Source organism: Rhodococcus sp. PML026 (genome assembly GCF_000963615.1).
GTDB classification, from domain to species: Bacteria; Actinomycetota; Actinomycetes; order Mycobacteriales; family Mycobacteriaceae; genus Rhodococcoides; species Rhodococcoides fascians.
On record NZ_KQ031375.1, the window covers coordinates 112,612 to 128,007 of the forward strand.

At 62.9% G+C, this 15,396-nt stretch carries 16 protein-coding genes and 1 riboswitch; of the genes, 10 read left to right on the forward strand and 6 right to left on the reverse strand.

What is annotated here, in order from left to right; all coding sequences use genetic code 11:
* Positions 1–44 precede the first annotated feature (44 nt).
* Positions 45–554 (forward strand): hypothetical protein, encoded by a 510-nt coding sequence (locus VF34_RS16135; protein ID WP_155289450.1) that lies wholly within the window; start codon positions 45–47, stop codon positions 552–554.
* On the opposite strand, the gene VF34_RS16140 is transcribed toward VF34_RS16135, so the two are convergent.
* Together VF34_RS16140 and VF34_RS16145 are read right to left on the reverse strand one after the other, a co-directional pair.
* The gene (locus tag VF34_RS16140; protein WP_032372764.1) at positions 527–934 is read right to left on the reverse strand and encodes a hypothetical protein; all 408 of its coding nucleotides are present in this window, start codon (positions 932–934) and stop codon (positions 527–529) included. The genes VF34_RS16135 and VF34_RS16140 overlap by 28 nt on opposite strands.
* 217 nt (positions 935–1,151) lie before the next feature.
* A complete protein-coding gene (locus VF34_RS16145; protein WP_230595111.1) occupies positions 1,152–3,428 on the reverse strand; it encodes a sensor domain-containing protein in 2,277 nt (758 codons plus the stop codon).
* Positions 3,429–3,718: 290 nt separating this feature from the next.
* Between VF34_RS16145 and VF34_RS16150 the strand changes: the two genes are divergently transcribed.
* From VF34_RS16150 to VF34_RS16180, 7 genes are all read left to right on the forward strand, one after another.
* Positions 3,719–4,663: a hypothetical protein gene (locus VF34_RS16150; RefSeq protein ID WP_032372766.1), complete on the forward strand. Its 945-nt coding sequence runs from the start codon at positions 3,719–3,721 to the stop codon at positions 4,661–4,663.
* 147 nt (positions 4,664–4,810) lie between these two features.
* A complete protein-coding gene (locus VF34_RS16155) occupies positions 4,811–5,908 on the forward strand; it encodes a hypothetical protein (protein ID WP_155289451.1) in 1,098 nt (365 codons plus the stop codon).
* 222 nt (positions 5,909–6,130) lie between these two features.
* Positions 6,131–6,218: riboswitch (ZMP/ZTP riboswitch) on the forward strand.
* Positions 6,219–6,233: 15 nt separating this feature from the next.
* Positions 6,234–7,451, forward strand: a complete 1,218-nt coding sequence (locus tag VF34_RS16160; RefSeq protein ID WP_045841755.1) for a benzoate/H(+) symporter BenE family transporter — start codon at positions 6,234–6,236, stop codon at positions 7,449–7,451.
* A 113-nt stretch (positions 7,452–7,564) separates the two neighbouring features.
* Complete coding sequence (locus VF34_RS16165) at positions 7,565–7,909, forward strand: nuclear transport factor 2 family protein (protein ID WP_052062820.1); 345 nt, start codon at positions 7,565–7,567, stop codon at positions 7,907–7,909.
* Positions 7,906–8,745, forward strand: coding sequence for an SDR family NAD(P)-dependent oxidoreductase (locus VF34_RS16170; protein ID WP_032372408.1), 840 nt, complete (start codon positions 7,906–7,908; stop codon positions 8,743–8,745). Before VF34_RS16165 ends, VF34_RS16170 begins: the two co-directional genes overlap by 4 nt.
* A gap of 141 nt (positions 8,746–8,886) precedes the next feature.
* Positions 8,887–9,333, forward strand: coding sequence for a VOC family protein (locus VF34_RS16175; protein ID WP_032372409.1), 447 nt, complete (start codon positions 8,887–8,889; stop codon positions 9,331–9,333).
* Positions 9,334–9,778: 445 nt separating this feature from the next.
* Complete coding sequence (locus tag VF34_RS16180) at positions 9,779–11,377, forward strand: TPM domain-containing protein (protein ID WP_032372410.1); 1,599 nt, start codon at positions 9,779–9,781, stop codon at positions 11,375–11,377.
* A gap of 51 nt (positions 11,378–11,428) precedes the next feature.
* Here the strand turns inward: VF34_RS16180 and VF34_RS16185 are convergent, their stop codons facing one another.
* From VF34_RS16185 to VF34_RS25025, 4 genes are all read right to left on the reverse strand, one after another.
* On the reverse strand, positions 11,429–13,066 hold the full coding sequence (locus VF34_RS16185; protein WP_032372411.1) for a cation:proton antiporter family protein: 1,638 nt from the start codon (positions 13,064–13,066) through the stop codon (positions 11,429–11,431).
* 203 nt (positions 13,067–13,269) lie between these two features.
* Complete coding sequence (locus VF34_RS16190; protein ID WP_027497122.1) at positions 13,270–13,725, reverse strand: tellurite resistance TerB family protein; 456 nt, start codon at positions 13,723–13,725, stop codon at positions 13,270–13,272.
* 141 nt (positions 13,726–13,866) lie between these two features.
* Positions 13,867–14,199: a hypothetical protein gene (locus tag VF34_RS16195; protein WP_027497121.1), complete on the reverse strand. Its 333-nt coding sequence runs from the start codon at positions 14,197–14,199 to the stop codon at positions 13,867–13,869.
* Positions 14,200–14,205: 6 nt separating this feature from the next.
* Positions 14,206–14,346, reverse strand: a complete 141-nt coding sequence (locus tag VF34_RS25025) for a hypothetical protein (RefSeq protein ID WP_155288453.1) — start codon at positions 14,344–14,346, stop codon at positions 14,206–14,208.
* Positions 14,347–14,376: 30 nt separating this feature from the next.
* On the opposite strand from VF34_RS25025, the gene VF34_RS16200 reads away from it, so the two are divergent.
* Positions 14,377–14,715, forward strand: a complete 339-nt coding sequence (locus tag VF34_RS16200) for an RNA polymerase-binding protein RbpA (protein WP_027497120.1) — start codon at positions 14,377–14,379, stop codon at positions 14,713–14,715.
* 275 nt (positions 14,716–14,990) lie between these two features.
* On the forward strand, positions 14,991–15,386 hold the full coding sequence (locus VF34_RS16205) for a chorismate mutase family protein (protein WP_027497119.1): 396 nt from the start codon (positions 14,991–14,993) through the stop codon (positions 15,384–15,386).
* Positions 15,387–15,396: the final 10 nt, after the last annotated feature.

Below are 15,396 nucleotides of genomic sequence, written 5' to 3' on the forward strand. Positions count from 1 at the left end.
GACGGGGTCTTGCCGCAAGACCCCGGGTGAGCTATACATTGAAAGTGGAAAGAGGGCGGATCTTCTTCTCCGCATCACGCCGCAGACGCCCGTTGCGTGTTCTGCGTGGATTACTTCCCTTGATCGGCACGGGCGTATTGGCCGGCGGAGCCGTTCAGCTCGGTTTTGTGACCGGCGTACGGGTCGACGGTCACGGCGGTGAGGTCGGCGCTGCTGTCGCTCTGATCGGCCTGACATGTTGCGTAGCGCTTCTCGCGTGGGGTTGGACCGGATTTTGTGCGTCCCCGAAGGCGCTCGCGGCGGCCATCTCGACCGGGGTCCTGGCGTTCCTCACCACGGCGCTGACCATTTCCTTCGTGGCAACGCCTTACGACGCGATCGTGTGCGGACACTCATCGGACTTCTGCGGACTGGGAGTGCTTCAGGTGGTTCCGACTGTCGGGGCGGTAGCGCCATGGACCGTCGCCGGAATTCCCGGTCTACTTCTCGTACTCAAGGATCGGCGTGCACGACGCGTAACAAACGATCAGACGGTCAGCCCACCACCGCGGTGAAGCTCGAGTCGGTAGATGACGCCGCCGAACAGGCTTCGTTGTACTGCTTCGTCGGCGAAGTAGCTGTCGATGTGCAGGGGTTCGAGATTGGGGTGCGCGTCGAGGTGTTCACGAATGACCGGTACGACAACATCGGGCGTGAGCACGAATCGCTCACCACCGAGGTCGGTGATGCTCGCTCGGCCGCAGCCGTCCCAATCGTGGACGTTGGACCAGTGGCGGATTCCGCAGCCCTCGATCGCTTCGATCAACAGTCGCTGCGCGTAGGGCAGCACGATGGTGCAGTTCGCGCGCACCGCCGCAAGGCCCTGCCGATACGTGACTCCGTGAGCCGCGGCGTAAGCCCGAGCTGCGTGCTTTTCGACGTGGTTCCTGGTCATGAGAGTTCCAATCGCATTGTGCACCAGCCCCGCGCGCCGTTGCACCGGTCGGAAATCATGAACACGGCGTGACGTAACTGAACGTTCTTCATCGCAGATCCGGGCGGACCTTGCCCCTGAAGCGCTGTCGGAGGCGGCGCGGGTGCCTTCTGCAGCTGGGGTGGCTATGCGAGTAGCTCTGATTCGGCACGCTATCACGAAGCGAAGTGACGGGGGTTCACTCAGAAGAGAGCAGCAGATCGGTGATTGCTGCGGCGCTCATCGGACGTCCGAGCAGGAATCCCTGAGCTACGTCGCATCCTGTTGCGGCGAGTGCTTCGAGTTGTTCTTCGGTTTCGACGCCTTCGCCGACGACTGTGACGTCGAACGCGCGGGCGAGTGCAACGATCGCCGAGATTATTGCCCTGGCGCGGACGGCGGGCAACCGGGCCACGTATGACTTGTCGATCTTGAAGCTCTCGAACATCGGGTACCGGTCCAGATACGACATGGAACTGTGCCCTTTGCCCATATCGTCGAGGAGCAAGGACACACCCATTGCGTGCAGCGCAGCAACGGTATTCGCCACTCGTTCGGTGTCTGCGACCCATACTGTTTCGGTCACTTCCAGACCCAATGCGTTCGGTGGTAGGCCGGTGTCAGCCAGGACAGTGGCGACCTGCGCCGGAAACTCGTGGTCTCGCAGTTGGAGCGCACTGACATTGACGCGCACCACGACGTCGGAGAATGCGCGCCACCGCACTGCGTCGCTGCACGCGACGCGGAGCGCCCATGCGCCCAATGGTGTTGCGAGACCTGTTCTTTCGGCGACTGCGACGAATTCGGTCGGCTCGACAGGCCCTAGATCATGATGATTCCAGCGGGCGAGCGCCTCGACTGCAACGACCTCACGCGTCGAGATGTCCACCAGAGGTTGGTATGCCATGGTGAGTTCGTTCGAGCTCAATGCCGCGCGCAGGTCGACCGACAACGATCTGATCCGGTCGGCGTCGTACAGGTCTCCCGGGTCGAAAACTGCATGGCCACCGGTTCCGCTGTCCTTGGCGCGGTACATTGCCAGATCTGCCCGGTGAATCAGCTCATGCCTTGTCGAATTCGAGTCGGAGACAGCGACACCGATGCTGGCACTGAGGGGGATGGGGACGTCCTCGGCAGCGAATGGTTTCGCGATGGTGCGGGCGATGTGTCGCGCGATCTCCTCCGCTCGTTCCACAGTGCGCACCCCTTCGCAGATGATCAGGAATTCGTCCCCGCCGAGACGAGCAATGGTGTCGGTCGCGCTCGTTGCGGACACCAGTCGCTCCACGAATTTCACCAGCGCCCTGTCTCCGGCGTCGTGGCCCAGGCTGTCGTTGATGATTTTGAAGTCGTCGATATCCAGCAGAAGGAGGGCCAAAGTATCGGACTGAAAGCGTGCCCGAGCCAGAGCGGTGTCGAGGACGTCGTAGGCGAAAGTGCGATTGGGCAACCCGGTGAGTGCGTCGTGGGTGCTGCGCCGTCGGAGTTGGCTTTCCAGTTCCATTCGTCGAAGTGCCGCGGAGACGATACCCGCGACGGAGCTGAGGAACGAGACTTCCTGTTCGCGATACAGCCGTGCTTCCACACTGTGGATCGAGAGGACTCCCCAGGCGTCTCCAACCGCAGTCATGATCGGTACTGCCACACCGCTGCGCAGTCCGAGCTCCGCCATCGTGTCTGTACGAAACCGGCTTTCGTCGCCGCGGTTGCTGCAAATCACTGGCTGTTCGTGAGCGAGTGCGTACCCGGTCATGGAGCCGTCGCCGGAAGGAACGTCCCGACGAATACCGAGCGAACCGCTCGCGGCATCCATGGTCAAGTAAGGATCGGTGGAATTCTCGAGGTGCGCGATGGCGGAATTTCCCACACCCATCAACGTGGCGGCAGTGTCGGTGGCTGCAGTCAACAGCTCCGACAGCTCGGCGACGACTGCGAACCGACTGAGGTCGGCCAGGGCTTTTTGCTCCTGTGCGTGTCGGCTGGCGGTTACGGCATCGGCCGCCATCCGGGCACTACGTTGTTCGACGGTGTGCCGATGCCGGATGATCGAGACGACGACGTCAGGTCGGCCGTCCGGGGTGTGAACGACGTATGCCGAGACCACGACCGGAATACCTGCACCGGTCCCGTGATGGCGTAGTTCGCAGTAGCCGTCCCACCTTCCCTCGGAACGCAGCGCCGTACCGATCTCCTCGGCGCGCTCACGGCCGTCCGCAGTGAGAAAATCCAAAGCCGGCAGTGTCGATGCCTCGGCCCAGTCGGACACGCCGATGAGTTCCAAGCCTGCTGGGTTGATGTGGAGAACTGTGCCCGTCAGGTCGGCGAGTGCAACGAAGTCCGGCGATCGCTCCAGAAATTGCCGAAGCGACATCACATCGTCGGCAGCATCGAACATCGGCCCTCCGATCTGCGTCGCTCGGTGTTCGAGCGGCTCGGGCAACGTTATTCGGCCACCGAGTTCGATGGGTTCGAACACGAGCGGGCTGTAACCCGATTGTCAGAAGCACGCCGCCTTCGGACAATCGACAGCGGTTGCGGTCAGAGACTTCTCCGCCACGGAGAACGCGAGCTTCGATGGGGCCGAAAAACAACTGGGCCAGCAATACATTTTCCGACTCGGACCCTCCCCGAGAATCACGTGCAGCGAGTCGGATGTCTTCACCAATTGTCTCGGCAATTCCGCAGAAATTCGGAACGTAGAGAATGCCCGATGACCCGTCCGCACACAGCGCCGAAAAAATCGATTTCATTGCTAGCCTCGCCTTCATGGTCATCGACGAGTGGCTGCTCGATTCCGATTCAGCGATTCGATGGCAGGTCCTGCGCGATCTGCGCGACGCGCCGCCTGCTGATGTGGCGAGTGAGCGCAACCGAATTGTGTACGAAGGCTGGGGCGCTCGTTTGCTTGCTGCACGCGACCCGAACGGCCTGTGGGCCGGAGGTGCTTGCTTCCCATCGGGTTGCGACGGCGATTTCTCAGGAGGGCAGCCGTGGACTTCGACGCTTCATTCGTTGACGTTGCTGCGCGAGATAGGTGTCGACCCGTACGCCGGTGAAGTACGGACCGCCATCGAGGCGGTGCGCCGGAATTGCCGGTGGGAACACGCACGCCAACGGTTCTTCGACGGTGAAGTCGAGCCCTGCATCAACGGGAGGACCGTCGCCGTGGGTGCATATTTCGGAGTCGACGTCGACGCGATCGTCACCAGACTGGTGAAAGATCAGCTCGCCGACGGCGGCTGGAACTGCGAGGCGGAGTACGGATCGACTCGCGGGTCTTTTCACTCGACGATCTGTGTGCTCGAAGGGTTGCTCGAGCACGAACGAGCCACGGGCGGCACTCCCGCGTCGATTGCCGCACGCCACCGAGGCGAGGAGTACCTTCTGGAACGCCGGCTGGCCAGGAGGGTGAGCACGGGGGAGCTCGTCGAACCGAACTGGTTGCTTTTCTCCTTTCCGACCTGGTGGCATTACGACCTGCTTCGTGGAGTCGACTACTTCCGAACCGCTGGATCTTTCGTCGACCCGAGGTTGACGGAGGCAATCGAACACATCCGGTCGAGACAGTGCGACGACGGCACTTGGCTGCTGGACAGAACTCACGCCGGTGCGGTCCACTTTCCGATGGAGAATGGCGATGGGCGTCCGAGCAGGTGGAATACCCTGCGCGCCCTGCGAATCATGAGATGGTCCGGAGTGGACACATCGTGACAATCCGCGCGTGAGCCGGCGACCGAGTGAGCAGCGAAAACCTCTGTGCGGACATCGGTTTGGTGAACCGATGCCGAATTCGCCGAGCCTCAAGAATTCTCGAGCCAGAGGGTTCCCGGATCGGACCGGACTGGTTAGAATAGTGCGGTGTCGGGGATCGACCACAACCAGGTGGATCGAGCGGGTTCGGCAGGCGAACCGGCTTCGGTGTTATTGATCGCTGATCCCGGCAAACCCACTGCGCTCGCACACCGGGTGGCTGCGCACCTACCGCAACACTTACGAAGCAGAGACCACCGCGAACGCAGATGGACGTCGCGAGTACGCAGTAAGCCGTACCTCTCTGGAGAGCAAGCGGACTTGGCGGACGTTATCGACGCTGTCGATCCGTCTTCGGAGGACGCAGAAATCGTCGTCTACCTCACCGATCTGCCACGGCGAGAAGACACCATGCCGGTGGTGGCCGACGTCAGCGCCGAACGATTGTTCGCACTCATCTCCGTTGCAGCGGTGGGTGGTGTGCATATCGAGGACCGCGTCCGCACGGTGACCGAACTGGCAATCGCCTATGCCGTGGGTGAACCGGAACTAGCCCCACCCGGCGCACCATCGCGGTTTCCCAGCGAGAACATCGAGGGCGGAACACGCTTCTTCGCACCCTCGGGACTTCGACGGTTGCGGCTGTTGTCGGGGATGGTGCGGGCGAACCGGCCGTGGCGGCTCGTGACAGGGCTGTCGAAAGTGCTGGTCGGAGCTTTTGCCACCGGAGCGTTCGCGCTGGCTACCAGCACGATTTGGTTGTTCGCCGACACAATGGGCCCATGGCGAATGTGCGCGGCGACGATTCTCTCCATTGCGGCGATGGTTCTGTGGCTGATTCTCGATCACGAATTGTGGGAGCGGCCGAAATCACCCGAAGAGCGAGACAGATCTGTGCTGTACAACGCAGCGACAGCCGTGACGTTGGTGATCGGCGTTGTCGTCCTCCACATAGCCCTGTTCTGCATGCTGCTGGGGGCCGCGTGTCTCACACTTCCTCCGGGACTGCTGTCCAGCACCCTCGGACACGCGGTCGGCTTTTCCGATTACCTCAGTCTCGCTTGGCTACTCGCGTCCATTGCGACCATCGGTGGGGCGCTCGGTTCGGGCCTCGAAGACGATCGCGCAGTCACCGAAGCCGCATACGGTGTGCGGCAGAGGCAACGGATCGAAGAGACGCAGGCACGCTCGAACGACCCGGAATGACACTGCGACCGATAGAATCGTGGCCCTCTTCGGCGGCGGCACGGATTCGTCGGCCGACCATCGGGGACTGCCCGGGTTCGCAACGCGCACAGTCTTTTCGATACCGGGCGAAAGCATCAATGGCACCCAAGATGGTTCGGGTGGTGCGCGTCGGGTTGCTCCATGGGATGAAGCGGTCACGGTTGTTCCGGTACCGATGGTCCGTAGTTTCGGTCTACCCTGTGGTCGGGCCGTGACTGGCGCTGTGGATGGATCACCATCGGGAAGCGGCCTCGTCTGTTGACGTCTGCCGCGCGCCTGGGCTCCCACCGAGCCGAGGAGAACCATGAGCCACACCCCACCGCGTGATACCGCCGATTCTGATGCACGTAAGACGGGTGGACTGGCGCCACCGATCACGGCAGGCGTGGTCTCGGCCTTGGTCGGGTTCACCAGTTCGTTCGTGGTAGTCCTGAGCGGCCTGACAGCGGTAGGAGCGAACCACGAGCAGGCCGCCAGCGGCCTGCTCGCTGTCACCGTCGTCATGGGTCTGGCCTGCATCGTCCTTTCCTGGCAGACTCGGCTGCCGATCACCGCCGCCTGGTCCACCCCCGGCGCGGCCCTGCTCGCGACCACCGGCACCGTCGATGGCGGTTGGCCCGCCGCGGTGGGGGCGTTTTTGGTCACGGGGGTGCTGATCGTCCTCACCGGTTTGGTACCCCAGCTCGCGGCGCTGGTCACCCGCATCCCCACCTCGCTTGCCCAAGCCATGCTCGCCGGGGTCCTCCTGCAGCTCTGTCTCGGCCCGGTCACCGGGTTGGCTGTGAACCCGATCGCTGTCGCCCCGGTTGTCCTGACTTGGCTTGTTGCACTTCGGTTCTCGCCCCGTTGGGCCGCGCCCCTCGCCTTTCTCGCTGCCGCAGTCGTCATCGGCATCACCGTGGCAGCCGGCGATACCACGGTGGGCCCGGCGGACCTGCTACCTCGGGTCCATTTCACGTCGCCGACGTTCACTGTCGCGGCTCTCGTCGGGATTGCACTTCCGCTGTACCTCGTGACCATGGCTTCTCAGAACGTCCCGGGTGTAGCGGTCATGGCCGGTCTCGGCTACCAGGTTCCGTGGCGGCGATCGATGGTTGTGACCGGCGCAGGCACCCTGCTCGGTGCGACCGCCGGCGGGCATGCGATCAACCTGGCGGCAATCAGCGCCGCCTTGGCTGCCGGGCCGGACGCGGGTGTGGATCGCACTCGCCGATGGATTGCAAGTCTGACTGCGGGAATCGTCCTGATGTTGCTCGGCGTGGCGTCGGCGTCGTTCGGCACACTCGTTGCACTTGCCCCCGTCGGAGTCATTGCCGCGGTCGCAGGACTCGCCCTACTCGGGACACTCGCCGCGTCGTTGACCGCCGCGTTCGCTGATCCGGTAGAGCGAATCCCCGTCGTCATCACTTTTGTGACCGCCGCGTCCGGCACAGTCATCGTCGGTGTCAGCGCTGCCTTCTGGGCGCTCCTGGCCGGGCTGGCTGCACGCTTGCTGCTGGGCAAGCCACGGTCCGCCGCTTGACGTCCTGGGTACCAGCGTGAGTCGACGGGGTGCCGGGGCGAGTGTCGGTCATGAACACCGGTGTGCCGATCCGGTATTGACCTTCCCCCTGGGGGAGGCATCACCGTGGTGTCATGACCACAGAATGGGATGCACTCCCGGACAACGTGCAGAAGTTCATGACCGCACTCGACGCCCGACAAGGCGCTCGAGTGATCACCGTGTTCACCGAAGCTGCCGTCGTGACCGATGAGGGTCGTGATCACTCTGGCCGCGAGGAGATCGAGGCCTGGCTGACCGCCTCGGTCAATGAGAGTGAGTACACCTACACAACGGAGTTCACGGGAGCGACCGCGACCGGCACGACCGTCGACGTCACGCAGCACCTGGAAGGCAATTTTCCCGGGGGAGTCGTCGACCTGCACTACCGTTTCACTCTGGACGGCGCGCTGATCAACCGGTTGGTGATCGAGCCATGAGCAAGCGATGGTTCATCACCGGTGGCACCCCAGGCGGCTTCGGCATGGCGTACGCCGAGGTGGCTTTGGGCGCGGGGGACCGCGTGGTACTCACGGCGCGGCGTCCAGGGGAACTGGCGTCGTGGGCCGATCAGTATGGTGACCGCGTTCTCGTCGTGCCCATGGATGTCACGGACGCGGCACAGGTACTGCAGGCGGTACGAACGGCCGAAGAGCATTTCGGCGGTATCGACGTGCTGGTCAACAACGCCGGTCGCGGCTGGTACGGATCGATCGAGGGAATGGACGAAGCCTCGATCCGGGCAATGTTCGAGCTGAATTTCTTTGCAGTACTGTCCGTTACGCGAGCCGTGCTACCAGGAATGCGCACCCGCAGAAGTGGGTGGATCGTCAACGTATCCTCAGTGGCCGGACTTCTGGCGGCGGTCGGATTCGGCTACTACAGCGCTACGAAATACGCGATCGAAGCCGTCACCGACGCTCTGCGCCAGGAGGTTGCCGAGCACGGCATCTCCGTGTTGGCGGTCGAACCAGGGGCTTTCCGCACCAACGCCTACGCTGGATTCGCCGACGAGCCTGTCGCGGAAGCGATTCCGGATTACCACGACATGCTGGAACAGGTTCGTGCCGATTTCGTCGACATGAACGGGGTGCAGCCGGGCGATCCGTATCGTGGTGCCCGTGCGGTGATCGAAGCGATGGCTCAGGACCCGCCGCCACGCCGACTGATCCTGGGCAACAGCGGGTACGACGCCGTGATCGGTGCGCTGGAACAAAACTTGGGCGACATCCGGTCGAACGAAAGGCTTTCTCGGAGCGCGGATTTTCCGGAGTAACCGAGTTGGTGGAGCTCTTGCTGATTCTGCTGCGGCTGCACGAGGGGACCGGTGAGATCCAGCGGTTGATCGTCGGAGGCGGACTGATGAGAGCCGAACAGAAGCGCAATTCGTGAAACATGCCAGGCGTAGGCTCCTGGCATGTCGTTCAGAATCCTCCGCTCCGACCACGTCGGCTTCGCCGTCGGTTCCCTCGATGACGCCCTTCGGTTCTGGATCGATGGTCTCGGCGCGGTCCTCGAACGCACCGGTGAGATGGGTGGAGAGTTTCTGGGAGAGGTCACCGGAGCGCACGGGGCTACAGTCCGGATGGCGGTGGTATCCGTTGCGGGGCAGACGATCGAACTGCTGGAATATCGCAACGTCGAGGGAGAGCAGGGATCCTCTCGACCCCACGATCCTGGTTTCGCGCATCTTGCCTTCGAGGTCGACAACATCGACGCGGTCCTGACGCGAATCGCGGACTTCGGGTGGACGGCGCAGGGAACTCCTCAACCTATTGCCGGCGGGGCAAAGGTGGGCACCCGCGTGATGTACGCGGTGGGTCCACACGGAGAGACGATCGAATTCATGGAGCCGCCGCAGTGACAACCGATTACCCAGGTCGATCGAACGTTCAGGACATTACCTGACATAATGTTGATTATCGGCAAACTGTCGACCTGCAGTTCGCTGGGATGGACTCGTGGTTCGCTGCATCCCAACCAGTTTCATCGACGCAGTCGATTCGGCTGAAGCTCTTCGTTGTCCGAAGTCTGCGTCGACGCGACGCGTCCCGGTGGTATCGAAATGCCTGCGGGGAAATGTGGCGGGTTTTCCGGTCAACAGCTGTCGCAGCCGGCCCGCTGACTGCCCGCTGTCATGGGATCGGCGCACTGCGGACCGGACGGCACCCTCTCCCTCTCTGCTCCTTCCTCCCCGTTGTTTCGTCACTGTGACGAAACAACGGGGAGGAAACCCGTTCTGGATATCCACTGCCGCGTCGGCCGATTGTGCTGGCTACCGTAGACGAACTCTGGTTAGAGTTCGTTCGATGGACGCCTTTCTCGAGACATCCCGTCGCCGGAACTTCCACCGCCGAGTTGCTGCAGCCGTACTGATGGCCCTCATTGCATCGTTCGGCCTCGTCGGCTGCTCCGACGATCCGTCCGGCGGAGACGCCGGCTTCGAGGGTTTGACCTCGGGTCAGCGTGTCTACGACCGAACGGGTTTTTCCCTGAATCCGGCGCAGACCGCGGACATCCAACGTCAGTTGGAGAACTTGAAGTCCGACACCGGTGCGGACGTGATCGCGTACGTGCGTGAGCTCGACGCGGACCCCGACGACACGTTGGATCAAGTAGAAGACCTGCAGCAGAGATGGGTGTCCCTGACGGGCGTCGACCAGGACACTGCAGGCGCAATACTGATCAACCGGGAGCCTGGAAAGATCGACGAGGCTCGCGCGGGCATCTTCGTCGGCTCCACGTACGACGACGGTAACGTTCCGCGGGACGAACAAGAGGCCATCATCGAGGACACACTGATTCCGCCGCTGCGAGATGGTGACGTCGCACGAAGCTTGACCGCGGGCATAGATCGCCTGGCGTCCGACATTCGCAACGGTCCGCCGGTGACTGCCCTGGACAGATTCGCCGACGGTCCAGGCTCGACCTGGCTGCCGTGGGCCGGTTCGGTGTTCGCGCTTCTCGGGCTGCTTCTGGTGGGAACGGTGTTTCGGGGACGAGCGAAACCGACTGTCTCCCAACAATATCCGACGACCGTTCGACCGGACCAGGCCACCGATGCAGCGTACGCGACCGCCCTGGTGCACCGCAGCGCGCAGCCCAGCGGCGTACCGGGGGCCGTACTGGCGCTTGCCACCGCCGATGCGCTCACCTTCGAGCAGGACAAGAAGCCGGGAAAGGTCGGCAAAGGAACAGTCAAGATCAGGTTTGTCGACCGAACCCGTGCCCGGGGCGAGGTTCAACAGGCGGTCTGGTCGATGCTCGCCGAACGAGCCGAGGACGATGTCGTATCCGGCGACGAGTTGAAGAAGATCGCTCGAGGCCCCGGTGCAACCAAAGAACTCGTGGAGAAAACACTGCGGGACAGCGGATTCGTTGCCGACGGCTCAGGTCGACGCCGGACAGCGTTGGCCGGTTTGGGCGTACTCGGCGGCGCTCTCGCGATCGGAGGAATTGCCGTGGCGACGTCGGGTGCACCGACGATGTGGCTCGCGGTGGTGTTGTCGGGCCTTCTCTTCGTTGCAGGACTGTGGACGGCGATCGCCTACTCACGCTTCTCGGTCGCGGGCCTGGACGCCTCTCGCCCCTGGGAGGCGTACCGCGACGGACTGAAGCAGGCCGCCAAGGACAACGACGAGTCGGTCGATCTGAACGTAGCCCTGCCGGACATCGTTGCGTTCGGTTTGGCCCCGTTCTTTCGGAAACGACTCGAGGCCGCAACCGACCCCGGGAGTGACACGCCGCTACGAGCCTTCACATCACCCGCGGATGCCGACTATGCGGCGGGTGTCCCGGTGGTCCTCCCCTGGTCTGCGTTCTCCGGTGTGTTCGTCTCCAGCAGTAGCGGATCCGTTGCGTCCGGTGGAGGTGCAGGTGGAGGAGGCGGAGCGGCAGGCAGTACCTGACGACTCCCCCATACGTTTCCGGCGACCGCCTCCATCACTCGCACCGCCGGCCTATCCGGTGTTGTCCGGTGTACGCGGCTCGTCGGGCTCGGAGTCGGTGCGATCGTCGATGTATTCCGGGGTCGAATGCCCCACCTGGTCGGCCAGTTCCAATCCCGCGCCGGCGTAGACGTTGAAGGCGATATCGACGCCCTGGTCTTTTGCCCACTGCACCTCGTCGTCGTACCGTGCGACCGCCGCCACTGTTCCGCCGAAGCCGGACTCTCGCAGACACGCCAGTGCAGTGACGTTCGCACCGTGCCGCGGCATGGCGAGCACCGCGATCCGGACGGAATCCGATCTGCGTAGTCGGTGCCAGAAGTCGAGGTCGGTGGCATCGCCCTCGATGACACGCAGTCCCTGCTCGGCCAGTCGACGGATGCGCGGGCCGTCGTAGTCGACTCCGACGACGTCCAATCGGTAGTGCTCGTTCAGTCGCTGGTAGGCCGCGAACCCCACACGCCCCATGCCGATGACGACGACTTCGGCGTCGCCGGCATCACCGGGGCGTTCCTCGGGGTGGAGGCTCTGCTCGTCCTGGACGGGCAGCCGGCTCGCCATCTTCTCGACCATCAGGTGGCCGCGGCCATTGACCAGCGCGGACACCACAAAACTCAGAGCCACCGCGATCGACATCTCGACCAGCCACGTGGGTTCCAGCAGCCCGGTCGTCACTCCGACGGAGACGACGATCAGACCGAACTCCGAGTAGTTCATAAGACTCAGTCCTGCGAGCAGGGCCGTTCGATACCGAAGTTTCATCGCGGCGAACAGCGCTACGTAGAGCACGGATTTGAGCGGCAGAACGAGCATCATCAGCAGAGCGACAACGAGACTGGGCACATCGGGTAGTCCGGACAGGCCTATCGAGACGAAGAAGCCCACCAACAGAAGTTCCTTGAGGTGGAACAGAGACCGTGCGAGTTCGGACGACGCGGAATGCGACGCCAACAGGACACCGATGATCAAGGCACCGAGGTCACCTTTGAGGCCGAGCGTGGAGAACAGTGCGTACCCCGGAACCAGAGCCATCACGATGCCGAACAACGACTGCATCTCGCCGTGTCCCAGCCCGCTCCAGATTCTCCGAAGAATTCGCGTGAGCGGCCACAGCAGGACGAGGGTGAAGGCCCATGGGCTGGGCAGAGTGCCGCTGGTGACCGTCAGGAAGACGACGGCGACGATGTCCTGCATGACGAGGACGCCGATAGCGACGCGGCCGTAGAGCGCATGCGACTCCCCCCGCTCCTCGAGTACCTTGACGACGAACACGGTGCTCGAGAACGAAATGGCGAAGGCCAGGAGTGCGATGGTCGTCAGGCTTTGCCCGGACAGCATGGCCAGGCCGGCCACTGCGGCCAACCACAACACCGTGGTTCCGAGCGCGACGCTGATCGCGAGATGGACCGACGTGGTGAGCCAGACCTCGCGGCGCAACAGAATGCGGAGATCGAGCTTGAGGCCGATGGCGAACAACAGCAGCGTCACCCCCAAGTCGGCGAGCAGGTCCAGCTGCGGCACCTCACCGACATCGAGAGCGTTGATGACGAACCCAGCCGCCAGAAAGCCGACCAACGGAGGAAGTCGCACCGCCATCGCGAGTCCGCCGAGGCCGAATGCGATGACGAGATAAATCGCGGCAACAGTCATGCTCGGTCTCCTCGGTCACGGATCGATCGGTCCGCTGACGCGTCGACGACGTCTGTGCACCCAGCCGGAACGAGCAAAGTAACCCGCGGAGTGGGAAATTGCAGGACAGATGGAATCCAGGGACGCCAACGGCGACCGACGACGTCGAAGCGTCGTCGGTCGCCGCAGACCTTATCCGGTCTCGATGCCCACGTCGGAGCGGGTCAGAGCTCGAACTCGGCCGGGTCGATTCCCACTGCGAAGCATGCGTTGCGAACGGCGGCCTTTTCGTGGTCGTCGAAATGCCCGTCGGCACCGCCGATGATGATGCCGATCTGGATGACGGCACGGGCCTGGTCCGGCTTGGACTTCAACTTGCCGATCGTCGCGGTGGCCTCGACCTTTCCGAAATCGAAGTCACCCTGCAACTTGTCGCAGTACCAGTCGAACTTCTGGCGGAGCTCATCGGACTCGAAGACGCGGAGAGCTTCGTTTCCGGCGATCAGCGCTGCCGTCTTCTGCCGCTCGGCCGGATCGATCGTGCCGTCCGCGGCGGCGATGAGAGCGCACATCGCCATGCTGCCGTTGGCGAACTCCTTGTTCTTGAACTGGCTGGTCTTGGTTTGCAGCTGCCCGTTCAATTCCTGTGCTTTGGACTTGAGTTGATCCCAGAACGCCATGGAGCTCCTCTGTGTGTCTTTGCGTCCGCGCAAGACGCGCGTGCGTCGCCCATTGTCCACGGAGACGGTGAACAACGACGGGAGCGATGTCGTCGACCGTCGCGCCGCACGAAGGACGACAGCGAGGAGCTTCGGAAATACTCAGCGCAGCCGCTCGGCATCGTGTGCTTTCGCCACGAGCTCGATGCACAGGCGCTGCAGTTCGTCGGCGGCGGCACCTTCTGCCACTGCGGTGCTGACGTCCTCGGCCGCGCAGCGCAGTTCGAATGCGCGATCCGCAACGGCCGATGCTTCTTCGGCGGTCAGCACGACGGCGTCGACGGGAATGGACGTCCCCTTGACGGCACTGCGCTGCTCGTACGCGCGTTGTCTGCACGATTGCCGGCAGTACCGTCGTTTGCGGCCGGTGCCGACATCGTCGATGGGACGTCCGCACCACTCGCACGTCTGGTTGCGACGGGTTTTCACGGACATGGTCGCTCAGCCTACTTTGCCGGCGAGGTAAGATGCCTTGATCTGCGCGGGCGAGCCGGGAACGAACGGACGCTCGACGACGTTGTAGATCAGTGGGTGGACGACGAAGCTCGGCCGCGCCGAAACCGGCCGGTGGAATCGGCGCACATACCTACTATCGATGGAGAGGACTTCACTATGGCAGATCGTGTACTTCGAGGTAGTCGACTGGGAGCCGTCAGCTACGAGACCGATCGTGATCACGATTTGGCACCCCGCCGCGTGGCTCGCTATCGCTGCGACAACGGTGAGGAATTCGACGTCCCGTTCGCCGACGACGCCGAGATTCCCGGTACGTGGGCGTGCCGTAACGGACTCGAGGGTTCTCTGATCGAGGGCACCGCGCCCGAGGCGAAGAAGGTCAAGCCTCCCCGTACCCACTGGGACATGCTCCTCGAGCGCCGTTCGGTGGATGAACTGGAAGAGTTGCTGAAGGAGCGCCTCGATCTGCTGAAGGTCAAGCGACGCGGAGCCTGATCCCCTGACCGATGCACCGCCCGATTGGAAACAATCCGGCGGTGCATTTTTTCGATGGGTTGGAAACTCGGAGATTTTTTTCGGGTGACTTGTGTGATTATTGTCGTTCAGCGTCCGTTTTCTTCGAGTTTGAGTGGCGCGAAAACGGCTCGGGATGACACCATCGAACATCGCATGTAGTCGGTTACCGAGTCTGTGATGATCGCGGTAACAAATGTCGGCTGCGACCGATAATCATCAGCACCGTAGTCGTCGAAAACAGGGGGCATCAACTCGTGAGCCAGGGTTCCGATCAGTGTCTGCACGACGATCCGCGGACGGCGGCGTCCGACTCGGAATCGGACGGACGCGTTGCGGTCGGCGAACAGAAGTTGGCGGAACTGCGCCGCGAATTGGACGGTATCGACGAGGTCTTGCGCGCAGCCGTACGCGACCGAATCGATGTGTGTGTACGGGTGGCCCACGTCAAACGCGAATTCGGTATTCCCATGATGCAGCCGGGCCGGGTGGGCGTGGTGACCGAACGGGCTCGTGAGTTCGCGTCCGCGAACGGATTGTCGCCCGACTTTCTCGAAGAGTTGTACAAGTCGATGATTGCCGAGGCGTGTCGCGTCGAGGATCTCATCATCGATTCTCCGGGGCCAGAATCTGGCTTCGAGGGCGAACGATAGAGGTACGTCG

What these genes read in the sequence shown, in the direction of transcription:
- VF34_RS16170 (WP_032372408.1), top strand. Translation starts at nt 7,906, where the DNA reads ATGAGCAAGCGATGGTTCATCACCGGTGGCACCCCAGGCGGCTTCGGC.
- VF34_RS16150 (WP_032372766.1), top strand. Translation starts at nt 3,719, where the DNA reads ATGGTCATCGACGAGTGGCTGCTCGATTCCGATTCAGCGATTCGATGG.
- VF34_RS16195 (WP_027497121.1), bottom strand. Translation starts at nt 14,199, where the DNA reads ATGTCCGTGAAAACCCGTCGCAACCAGACGTGCGAGTGGTGCGGACGT.
- VF34_RS16200 (WP_027497120.1), top strand. Translation starts at nt 14,377, where the DNA reads ATGGCAGATCGTGTACTTCGAGGTAGTCGACTGGGAGCCGTCAGCTAC.
- VF34_RS16160 (WP_045841755.1), top strand. Translation starts at nt 6,234, where the DNA reads ATGAGCCACACCCCACCGCGTGATACCGCCGATTCTGATGCACGTAAG.
- VF34_RS16185 (WP_032372411.1), bottom strand. Translation starts at nt 13,066, where the DNA reads ATGACTGTTGCCGCGATTTATCTCGTCATCGCATTCGGCCTCGGCGGA.
- VF34_RS16190 (WP_027497122.1), bottom strand. Translation starts at nt 13,725, where the DNA reads ATGGCGTTCTGGGATCAACTCAAGTCCAAAGCACAGGAATTGAACGGG.
- VF34_RS16165 (WP_052062820.1), top strand. Translation starts at nt 7,565, where the DNA reads ATGACCACAGAATGGGATGCACTCCCGGACAACGTGCAGAAGTTCATG.
- VF34_RS16140 (WP_032372764.1), bottom strand. Translation starts at nt 934, where the DNA reads ATGACCAGGAACCACGTCGAAAAGCACGCAGCTCGGGCTTACGCCGCG.
- VF34_RS16175 (WP_032372409.1), top strand. Translation starts at nt 8,887, where the DNA reads ATGTCGTTCAGAATCCTCCGCTCCGACCACGTCGGCTTCGCCGTCGGT.
- VF34_RS16180 (WP_032372410.1), top strand. Translation starts at nt 9,779, where the DNA reads ATGGACGCCTTTCTCGAGACATCCCGTCGCCGGAACTTCCACCGCCGA.